Origin of the sequence: Pseudomonas viridiflava (assembly GCF_900602065.1) — a bacterium.
GTDB lineage: Bacteria > Pseudomonadota > Gammaproteobacteria > Pseudomonadales > Pseudomonadaceae > Aquipseudomonas.
The window spans coordinates 276,796-287,457 of sequence record NZ_UWFN01000181.1; the positions used below are offsets into that span (position 1 = coordinate 276,796).

The following is a 10,662-nucleotide window of genomic DNA, read 5'->3' on the forward strand; positions in this document are numbered from 1 at the left end:
CAGGAGGTACGCAATCCCTGTGGGGGCTGATGACGTGGGACCGGCTTTAGCCGGGAAAGCGGTGTTTCTGCCGCGCGATTTTTGGCGACTGTAAGGGCCTCTTCCCGGCAGAAGCCGGTCCCACGACATCACGGGATCGAAGCCATACCGCGTCATCGTTCATCGCGAGCAAGCTCAGCTCCCACGGAGATGGCCGAGCTGCTCACGTCATCAATCCAGCCGCAGCTCCGGTGGCTCCGGCTGGTCTTTCGGTGCAGGTTTGACCGGCTCCGCAGATTCCAGCTTGAGTGGCCCGCTCGGCTTTGGCTCTTCGTCGGTAGGCACCAGTTTGTATTCCTGGCCGTGCAGGTTCTTGAGGTAAACCTCCATCTGCCGGAACGAGATGTTGATGTGCTGCTTCTTGAACTCTTTATTGATGAAGCGGTTGATCTCGTCGAGCACCGGGTTACGGTCGCCCAGATCACGCACGTGCATGCGCAGCTCATGATCCAGCGTACTTTCGCCGAAGTTCAGGAAGTACACGATCGGCTCAGGATCTTTCAGAACACGTGGGTTATCACGTGCCGCCTTGATCAGCAGCGTGCGAACCAGGTCCAGATCAGAGCCGTAATCCACGCCGAGCTTGAGCGTGACGCGAGTAATGGTATCGGTCAGCGACCAGTTGATCAGTTGCCCGGTAATGAACGTCTTGTTCGGGACAATGATGTCCTTGCGGTCAAAGTCGGTAATGGTCGTGGCGCGGATACGGATCTTGCTGACTGTACCCGACAGGTTGCCGATGGTGATCGTGTCGCCAATCCGCACCGGTCGTTCAAACAGGATCATGATGCCGGAGATGAAGTTGGCGAAGATTTCCTGCATACCGAAACCCAGACCCACCGACAGTGCCGCCACCAGCCATTGCAACTTGTCCCAGCTCACGCCAAGCGCTGACAGTGTAGACACGAAGCCGATACCGGCAATGGCGTAAGACAGCAGCGTGGTGGTCGCGTAAGCACTGCCTTGGGCAAGGCTCAAGCGTGACAGCACCAGCACTTCCAGCAAGCCGGGCAGGTTACCCGCCAGCACGAAGGTTATGCCGATGATCACCAGTGCGCCGATCATGTCGCCGAGGCTGATCGGCACCATGCTCATGGTTGCACCCGTGCCGCTGGTGTATTCGTACAGGGTGATGTTGTCCAGATACGAGAACACGGTGATCAGGTCCGACCAGACCCAGTACAGCGCGGCAACGAAGCCGGCCAGCAGCGCCAGACGAATCAGACGCAGCGACTGTTGGTTGACCTGTTCGATGTCGAGTGTGGGTTCCTCCACGACGGCGTCACCATCGCCAGCTTCTTTGGCGGCCTGACGTTTAGCCAGCGCCCGCTGATAGGCCAGACGGCGTGCAGCAACACTTAGCCCGCGTACGAAAGTCGCTTCGATCACCAGCCAGAGCATCATGAGATACAAGGTGTCGATCAGCCGGTCACTGAGCTTCAGTGCGGTGTAGTAGTAGCCGAAGCAGACCGCGACAAACAACGCGATAGGCAGCGCGGTGAAGGCCAGACCCATGGTTTTGCGGAACAGCGAGGCGTTGTGATTGCTCGGGCTGATCAACAGCAAGCGGCAGAGCAGCAAGGCCATCAACGCGTAGCAAGTCAGCACCACGCCAATGCCTAATACATCATCGGCCAGCGCTGCCGGTTGATGCTCCGCCACGGCGACCACCGCCACCAGTGCCAGCACTACCAGGCCAAGTCTGCGTATCCAGCGCTGCAGGAATTCCACCTGAGCTTTTTCCCAGCGAAAATGCAGTTGGGCTACGCCACCCGGCGCGAGAATCCGGTAAGCGGTATAGAACACCAGCCATGCCAGTGCGATTTGCAGCAAGGCTTCGCCCAGGTTGGCATTTTGCCCTCGCGCATCGATCTGCAAGGCGTAACCACACAGCGCCAGCGCCAATGCCACTGGCATCGCCAACAGGATGTTGATCAGAATCGCCAGAGGTGTCTGCAACTGGCTGTCGCGCTTGAAATGGCCGATGTCGGCATGCAGTTTGTTGAGCTTGTTATAGAGCGCTTTGCGTCTCCAGGTCAGCACGCCAATCAACAGCAGCAAGGGCAGGAACAGCAGCGGGCGCTGGGTCAGGCCATCGCTCAACTCGCTGACACTTGAGGCCACCGGCAAGGTAGCCACCTGTTTTTGCAGGCGCGGCCAGATGCCCTGAAACCACTCAATGTCGAGCGGCTTGTTGCTGGGGATCCAGAACATCTGCTCATCCAGCGTTGAGCGCAGGCTGATCGCCGTACTGACCAACTGCTTCTGGTTGAGCTGCAATGTAATGGATTCATTGAGCAGCGCGCTGAGCTCGCGGTTCAGACGTTCCAGCAGGTCGCTGCGCGTGACGGCCAGGTCCAGCAGGGTTTTACGCAGTTGCGGGGTAATGTCTTCCGGCGGTTGGGTGGCCAGCAGTTTTTCAACGTAGGCGACCGGGCTGCTCATCAGCTCACGTTGCTGATTGACCTCGAACTGATACAGGCGAATGTCGGCGATTTCGTCGGCCAGGCCTTTGTCCAGTTGCAGGTGCGGCAACGCTTGCTTCTGTTTATAGAGAATCTTGGACAGCAACAAGCTGCCGCTCAGCACGTTGATCTGTTCGTCCAGAGCCTGATCGGTCTGGGTCAGATTATCCAACTGTTGTTTGGTCTTGAGGTTTTGCTGAGTCAGCTCGTTAAGACGGTCGGTGCCACGGAGCAGGTAGTCGGACAGCTTCAGGTTGGCAGCGCTTTCGGTGGCAAGCAGGCTGCTGCTTCCGGCTTTTTGGGCTTCCAGAGACAGCTGCGTCACCGTCTGTTGCGACTGGGCGCGACGCTTGTCGTTGATCAGGGTTTGCAGCTCCTGGATTTCCTGCTCCTGGCGGCTGACCTTTTCCACCAGCAGGTCATGCTGGCTGTTACCCAGATCCTGCAACTGGCTGTTGCCGGCCAGTTCCTGACGACGCAAGACGTTCAACGCGTTGATCGACGCCTGCTCAGCGTTGAGCAGGATGCGTTGGTCGGCATTGATCGTTTTGCCGTTGTCCTTGCCGAGCTTGAGGATGGAGTTGATCTGCTGAATACGGTTCTGGTTGTTGCTGATCTCGGCCTGAGCCCGCTCGGGGCGGGTCTGCGCGGTGATCACCATGCTGCTGGCATCGCTCAAGGCTTTTTGCAGCTCGCCTTGCTGAGTGCTGCGCTCGCTGAGCATGTTTTCCAGTTGCGGAACATCCAGGCTGCCGTAACGCTGGGCGACAGGGATCATCCTGCTGCCCTTCAGCCGAGCCAGTTCTCGTTGATTTTCCGTAATCTGCTTCGGCGCATTGGCCAACTGTTGCTTGAGCGCCGTGAGTCTCTGTTCGTAGTCCCGCTTGCTGTCGATAAAGCCCAGCGTCTGTTCCAGCACTTGCTGCAGGGCTTTTTGGTCGGCGTCCGGCAGTTTGCGGTCGGCGATCTTGTCCAGACTCTGCTGAACCGACTCGCGTGTGGGCGGGTCGGCGGCGAATACCGGGGAAGAAGACAGGCAAAGGCCGAGCACAATGGCAGCAAAAAAAGTACGCAGGGGCAACATAGACACCGGTCGAGCTGATCGAATAGAAGGGCAGTTTAGAGGAACAACCCAGGGCCCGGGTTGCTTCCTTCCGGGAATCTGACGCCGACTTTGAGGATCTTGTTCCCCTCCATCACCGCAACTGTCCAAATAGTTCCGTTCCATTCGATCTGGTCACCGACAACCGGCTCGCCACGATTCTTCTGCACGATGAACTGGCTCAGCGGCATGTTCCCGTCCTGCCCATCCAGCTTCAGACCATACAAAGCCGCAACGGCGCTGAGCTGCGCGTCGCCTTCCAGCACAAAGTCGCCGAAGAAACGTAGGTCCAGGCCGCGCTGAGGTGCCTGGCTGAAGAGTTTGCCCAAGGCCGGAAGGTCATGTTCGTGGCCGATGACGCACAGCAAATCGCCCACTTCCAGCGTTGTACTACCCGACGGGTGGAGCAGTTGCTGGCCACGGAACAAGGCTGCGATACGTGTGCCTTCAGGCATTTTCAGCTCGCGCAAGGCGGCGCCTATACACCACTTTTCAGCGCCGAGGCGGTAGACGAACAGCTCCCATTCGCTGGTGACATGAACTTCCAGTGGTGCCCGGGAAATCGGCGCCGGCTCTGGCGGAACCGTGACTTTGAGCAGCTTGGCCATCCACGGCAGGCTGGTGCCCTGCACGAGGAGCGAGACCAGGACGATAAAGAACGCCAGGTTGAAGTACAGCTGCGCATTTGGAAGGTTAGCCATCAGCGGGAACACCGCGAGAATGATCGGTACAGCGCCACGCAGACCGACCCACGCAATAAAAGCTTTTTCTCGGCCGTGGAATGCCTTGAACGGCAACAGGCCGACCAGGACCGACAGAGGTCGTGCGACGAGGATCATCCACAGCGCCAGACCCAATGCCGGGATCGCGATCGGCAGCAAGTCGTGTGGCGTGACCAGCAGGCCCAACACCAGAAACATGCCGATTTGCGCCAGCCATGCCATGCCATCAAGCATGTGCAAAATACCGTGGCGGCTGCGGATCGGACGGTTGCCCATCACCAGTCCGCACAGGTAAACCGCCAGAAAACCGCTGCCGTGGACGGCGTTGGTCAGGGCAAAGACCGCCAATCCACCGGCGATCACCAGAATTGGATACAGGCCGGCAGCCAGATTTATGCGGTTGACCAGCTGCAACATGACCCAGCCGCCGCCCAGACCGATCACGCCGCCGATGCCGAATTCGCGAATCAGGTGGGTCAACAGGCTCCATTCCAGGCTGGTCTGGCCATTGGCAAGCATGCCGATCAGCGTCACCGTGAGGAACACCGCCATCGGGTCGTTACTGCCGGATTCGATTTCCAGGCTCGCGGTGACCCGCTCGTTCAGGCCTTTGCCGCCCAGCAGCGAGAACACCGCGGCAGCGTCCGTGGAGCCGACAATGGCGCCGATCAGCAAGCCTTGAATCATGTTCAGATTAAACAGCCAGGCCGCGACCATGCCTGTCAGAGCCGTTGTAATCAGGACTCCGACCGTCGCCAGGGACAGCGCTGGCCACAACGCGACGCGGAAACTGGAGACCCTTGTGCGCAGGCCGCCGTCGAGCAGAATCACTGCCAGGGCTAGGTTGCCCACCAGATAGGCGGTGGCGTAGTTATCAAAAATAATCCCGCCGCCGTCCACGCCCGCGACCATGCCGACCGCAAGGATGATGACCAGAATCGGGATGCCCAGACGCGAAGAAAGCGAGCTGACCAGAATGCTTGCACCCACCAGCAACGCGCCGATCAAGAACAGGCTGTTGATGGTCGTGGCATCCAAGGGCATTACTCCAGGCAGAAAAATGATCAAAAAAAGAAAGAGGCAGGCGAATGACCATGCAGTCACCGTGCCAACGGATTCTAACCTGTTGAATTGGTTGGCTGTCAAAGCATTGCTGTTGATTACTTGAACGGGGCGTTCAATAGATGGCTTGAGCTGTAGGAGGGCTGCCGTGTGGCCTTGATACCGTGCGGTCGCGAAGCAACCGGTGACGCGTAGGAGCCAACTTGTTGGCGAGGCGTCGGACCTGCACAGTCAGGAAATCCGCTTCGCCTACTGGATTGAAATGCATTTTCTGTAGGAGCTGCCGAAGGCTGCGATTGCGGTGCGTCAGGATAAATGCTTCGCAGCCTTCGGCAGCTCCTACAGAAAAGCATTTAACTTGAGGCATACGGCGTCATCGGTATGCCCCCGGGAGCGAACCCGCCTCCCGCAGATTTACGCGGTGTCCCCCTAAAACCAGTCTTCGTGCATGCTCAGGCAAGTCCCGTCACGAGCTTCGAGGATCGCCAGTTCGTGATGACAACCGGGGATTTCCCAGGTCAGGAAGTATCGGGCAGCCTGGAGTTTGCCTTGATAGAAATCTTGGTCTGCCGGGTTGCCCGTCGCCAGGCCCTGTTGCGCCTGTATCGCCTGCTCCAGCCAGCGCCAGCCGATCACGGTATGGCCAAACACCTTGAGGTACAGCGCCGAATTGGCCAGGGTCGTGTTCACTTTTCCCTGCGCCAGGTCGCCCAGCAGACCGAGGGTCACGGCTTGCAGGCGCGCCACCAGTTGCTCAAGTGGCTGGCGCAGTTCAGTCAGTGCTTCATGGGGCTGGGCGCGTTGACTGGTATCGGCAATCAGCCGCAGTAATTGCTTGAGGCCCGCGCCGCCATTTTGCGCAAGCTTGCGGCCCAGCAGATCCAGCGACTGAATACCGTTGGTGCCCTCGTGGATCGGGTTCAGGCGGTTGTCGCGGTAATACTGCTCCACCGGATACTCCCGGGTGTAGCCATGACCTCCCAGAATCTGGATCGCCAGCTCGTTGGCTTTCAGGCAGAACTCCGACGGCCAGGCTTTGACGATGGGCGTAAGCAAGTCCAGCAATTGTTGAGCCCGCTGGCGAGCCTCTTCGGTTTCGCCGGTGGTGGTGTCGTCAAATAACCTTGCCGCGTATAGCCCCAGATCGAAAGCGCCTTCTACATAGGCTTTCTGGGTCAGCAGCATGCGCTTCACGTCGGCGTGCTGGATGATGGGCACTGGCGCGCTGTCCGGGTTTTTGCTGTCTGGCAGACGACCCTGTGGCCGCTCGCGAGCGTAGTCCAGCGAATAAAGATAGCCCGCGTAACCGAGCATGACGGCGCCCATGCCGACACCGATACGCGCCTCGTTCATCATCTGGAACATGCAGTTCAGACCCTGGTGAGGTTTGCCCACCAGATAGCCGACGCACTGCCCGTTATCGCCAAAGTTAAGGGCTGTTGAGGTCGTACCGCGCCAGCCCATCTTGTGGAACAGCCCGGCCAGAATTACATCGTTGCGTGGGCCGAGGCTGCCGTCTTCGTTGACGAGGAACTTGGGCACGATAAACAGTGAAATGCCTTTCACCCCGACAGGTGCATCCGGCAGTTTGGCCAGCACCATGTGAACGATGTTCTCTGACAACTGATGATCGCCGCCGGAGATAAAAATCTTGTTGCCGCGTAGACGATAGCTGCCGTCCTCGTGGGGTTCAGCGCGGGTGCGAATATCTGAAAGGGATGACCCCGCGTGGGGTTCGGTCAAGGCCATAGTGCCGAAGAAGCGACCTTCGATCATCGGTTGCAGAAAGCGCTTTTTCTGCTGGTCACTGCCAAAGCTTTCTATAAGGTTGGCAGCACCCATGGTCAGGAACGGGTAAGCCGTAGAGCCCGCATTCGCTGCCTGAAAATGTGCAAAGCAGGCTTGAGATAACAGCGTCGGCAACTGCATGCCGCCGTCTTCAAAGCTGCGTGCGGCGTTCAGAAACCCCGCCTTAAGAAACGCCTCAACGGCAGGCTTGACCTCGGGAATCAGCACCGCTTCGCCGTTTTCAAAGCGTGGCTCGTTTTCATCAGCCTTGCGGTTGTGCGGCGCGAAGTATTTTTCAGCGATGGTACGGGCAGTGCCGATCGCTGCGTCGAACGTCTCCCGGTTGTGTTCAGCAAACCGCTCACGCTGGGTCAGCGCTTCGGCGTCGAGTACTTCGTAAAGTTCGAACGCCAGATTGCGGGAACTGAGCAGCGACTCGGACATGACCCTGTACCTTTTTGTTGGAATGGGTTGAGTCTAGGCGCGCGTTTTTGGGCTGCACAGGATGATTGATTTGGGTGATGGTGGGGGAAAGCAGCACGCGAGTCTGTTTGGGGCGTGCGCTGCTCATCGGCGGTGCTGCAAACTTATCGAGAACAAGTTCGTTCTCATCAAAAAAACCAAATTAATGGATTGAAATGCATTTTCTGTAGGAGCTGCCGAAGGCTGCGAAGCATTTCTCCTGATACACCGCGATCGCAGCCTTCGGCAGCTCCTACAGGTCCAATGTTTGTTGTGAGATAGCGCCGTGTCAGGTAGGAGGCAACTTGTTGCCGAGATGGCCTGTCTGGCTGGAATTTATCGAGCTTCGACTCCCGCCAATGAGCGATCCAGTTCTGTCCGGGCCATGCCGATCAGGTGAACGACGGAGAAGGCCAGGTCGCGTTTCGGGCCGTTGAGGCTGTCGCCGGATTCGTAAGCGGTCGCTGCTGCGCAACGCAGTAGTTCGGAGATATGCAGCAAGGATTTTTCGAGTGATGTTTGCGATGTGTCTGGCGTTACTTTTGTCATCGTAAGTGTACCTTGATTGAGCCACTCGCAATCGCTGCTAAACAATTGAGGGTGGCGGCTTTGTCGCGGGTTAGCAGACCGGGAAACACTTACCAAAACCGGCGCACTCGAAAGTGCCCCACGCAAAGCCGCCATAGCGTTGTATCTTGCGTGGTAAGCGTTCATCAGGCTGCTAAACCCGATCACTGATGAGCAGTGACCGACGCAGCCTAGAGAGGCAAGAACACCCACGCAACGGGGTCAGGAGTCTCTAGGAAGTTTCACGCAGAAGAAAGGGACAAGCCTGTCGGAAACGCCCAATTTCCAAGGCGTTTCGTTAGCGAAAGTAACCAGGTTGCTGTGGGATATTCCCGCATCCCACCCCCGCGTCGTCGTGGGGCCGGCTTCAGCCGGGGGGAGTCCGGCGCAGTCACTGATGCCTGGTTGTCATGAAACCGCCTTCCATCCTAAAAGCCAGTTCCCCGTCCGGTGTATAGAAAAATAGAGATAGCTGCAAGAAACGCGACCCTTAGAGCATCTACAGGGCGCAAGTAACCTGAAATAAGAAAGAGCATTTTTATTAAAGGTGAGCGGGGGGCTTCTGAATCATAGATTAGTTTGGCATCGGTAAAGTAGCCAATTCTTCTAAGTGAGGGCTAGCCGGTTGTTATTTAAGAGATTTATGTCTGAAAGTCGGGCGTGGCTTTTTTTGCACGTTAATGCACGCCACGTTATGCTCGGAATGCGTTCGGATAGTCCGGCGTGAACTTTACAGGAGTTTGATCATGACAAGTGTTGGAGATATAAAAAAGGCGCGAATCTATGACGTTGATCCACCGGGGCTGGAGTTTCCGACCACTGTTGGGGGCGTAGCGCTGGTTATTAACTCCGCTCGTTCGGGCGATGATGTAAAAATCTTTATTCGAGGGTTTCTGAGTCCGGAGTTTACGAAAACCATTACGAATGCTGTTTTTCCGCTGACGGAACCCGTACCGCAGAATCTAATTGATGCAAACGCTGGGTCGTTATTGCAGTTTCAATACTCAATCACGGATCCTCTCGCCGGTATTACTTTGCTCTCCGGGCTGACCTATATGCAGACCTGATTCGTCCAGTACTGGACTTTATGAATCGTTTATTGTGAGTTTTTCGCATTCTGTAGGAAATCGCTTTGTGCCCTGACACAGCGCTGTCGCGAAGCAAGCATTGGACCTGTAGGAGCTGCCGAAGGCTGCGATCGCGGTGTATCAGGAGAAATGCTTCGCAGCCTTCGGCAGCTCCTACAGAAGATGCATTTCAAACCATTAAATTTATCCGTGAGGTCTTACGCCAGCAACCTCAGCAGCGTAGTGGTCGACCCGGATGTTCCGCCAATCAGGATCTTGCCGTCAGGCTGAACCATTACGCCTTTGACGAAACCGATCTGGTCGTTGGTAAACGTGATTGTGCCCGTCCCTTCGTTGCCGAACTCGGTGTCCAGCAAGCCATCAGGCAGGTAGCGGGTCAGTTGGTTGCCAGTCATCACGCCGCGATTAGCCACCAGGATTCTGCCGTCAGCTTGCAGTGTCATGTCTTCGCCGACTTCGCCAGGCACGCGCAAGGGTTCGCCGCGATTGAATGTAGGGTCGATTCGCCCGGTGGCGGTCAAGCGAATCATGTGGCTGGCCGTGCCAATATCGGAGCCGGAGCCGTTGATCAAGGCAAGGACTTTGCCATCAGGAAGCTCAATCACTCTGCGGCAAGCGTTGTAACGAGCATCCACCATCCTGACCCGGTACGCACCACCCTCGGCAAAGCCCTGATCGAGTTCGCCTGTACGGGTCATGCGCAGAATATAACCATCGTTGTCTACTTCCCCGGCCAGGTAAAACGAGTCGTCACGACTGCGCGCCATGTGCAAGGTAGATACATAACTATGCCCCGTCAGGAAAGTTGCTTTGCCGCCAGTACCAAAATAAGGTTCTTCTGTCTCGTAGTTACGGCAATAGATCACGCCACCATTACGGTCCGAGCTGGCCAGTAAGACTGCTTCATCCATACCCAGTAGACGGGGAGTGGAGTATTGCGGACCCTCGGCCAGATCCATGAAGTACATGAGTCTCCCTTCGTGATCGTATCGGAGGAGCGGAAGTTGTTGCGAAGCTGATCCGGTGATAAAGAATGATCCATCGTTCAGCCTGGCGAAACCGCTTGCGCTCTGTGCCAGGATGCTCGGTGGCGCGATGGTCAGGCCGTCCTGTCTGTCGCCGAAGCGGGTGTCGAAGTTACCGTTGAGGTAAAGGGAGGCAACGCCCGGAATGGGCAGGTTCGGTGTTTCACGTTCGTAGGCTCCATAAATCATCAAGCGCAGGCCGGACGCGTCCATGGCCAAGTTCGACAAGTCGTTACGAAAATTGCCAGGCGGACGGACTTCAAGTTTGCCATTAACACCAAAAGCAGGATCAAACTCAGTTCTTTGATTGTGTAAGATTGTCATTTTCTAATCTCTGTTTGC

General features: G+C 57.0%; 6 protein-coding genes. 1 reads left to right on the forward strand and 5 read right to left on the reverse strand.

Features of this window, described 5'->3' with window-relative positions; translation table 11 throughout:
• Positions 1-210: 210 nt before the first annotated feature.
• The 4 genes from mscK to EE949_RS10380 form a co-directional block, all read right to left on the reverse strand.
• Positions 211-3,588 (reverse strand): mechanosensitive channel MscK, encoded by a 3,378-nt coding sequence (gene mscK, locus EE949_RS10365; protein WP_122664194.1) that lies wholly within the window; start codon positions 3,586-3,588, stop codon positions 211-213.
• 35 nt (positions 3,589-3,623) lie between these two features.
• Positions 3,624-5,366 (reverse strand): potassium/proton antiporter, encoded by a 1,743-nt coding sequence (locus tag EE949_RS10370; protein WP_122664225.1) that lies wholly within the window; start codon positions 5,364-5,366, stop codon positions 3,624-3,626.
• 453 nt (positions 5,367-5,819) lie between these two features.
• Positions 5,820-7,622, reverse strand: a complete 1,803-nt coding sequence (locus EE949_RS10375) for an acyl-CoA dehydrogenase (RefSeq protein ID WP_122664195.1) — start codon at positions 7,620-7,622, stop codon at positions 5,820-5,822.
• Between the two features lie 354 nt (positions 7,623-7,976).
• Positions 7,977-8,189, reverse strand: a complete 213-nt coding sequence (locus tag EE949_RS10380; RefSeq protein ID WP_122664196.1) for a DUF6124 family protein — start codon at positions 8,187-8,189, stop codon at positions 7,977-7,979.
• Between the two features lie 764 nt (positions 8,190-8,953).
• Here EE949_RS10380 and EE949_RS10385 point away from each other — a divergent pair.
• Positions 8,954-9,274, forward strand: a complete 321-nt coding sequence (locus EE949_RS10385; RefSeq protein ID WP_122664197.1) for a hypothetical protein — start codon at positions 8,954-8,956, stop codon at positions 9,272-9,274.
• Between the two features lie 218 nt (positions 9,275-9,492).
• On the opposite strand, the gene EE949_RS10390 is transcribed toward EE949_RS10385, so the two are convergent.
• Positions 9,493-10,644 carry a delta-60 repeat domain-containing protein gene (locus EE949_RS10390; RefSeq protein WP_122664198.1) on the reverse strand — a complete coding sequence of 384 codons (1,152 nt, stop codon included), beginning with the start codon at positions 10,642-10,644 and terminating at the stop codon, positions 9,493-9,495.
• Between the last annotated feature and the right edge of the window lie 18 nt (positions 10,645-10,662).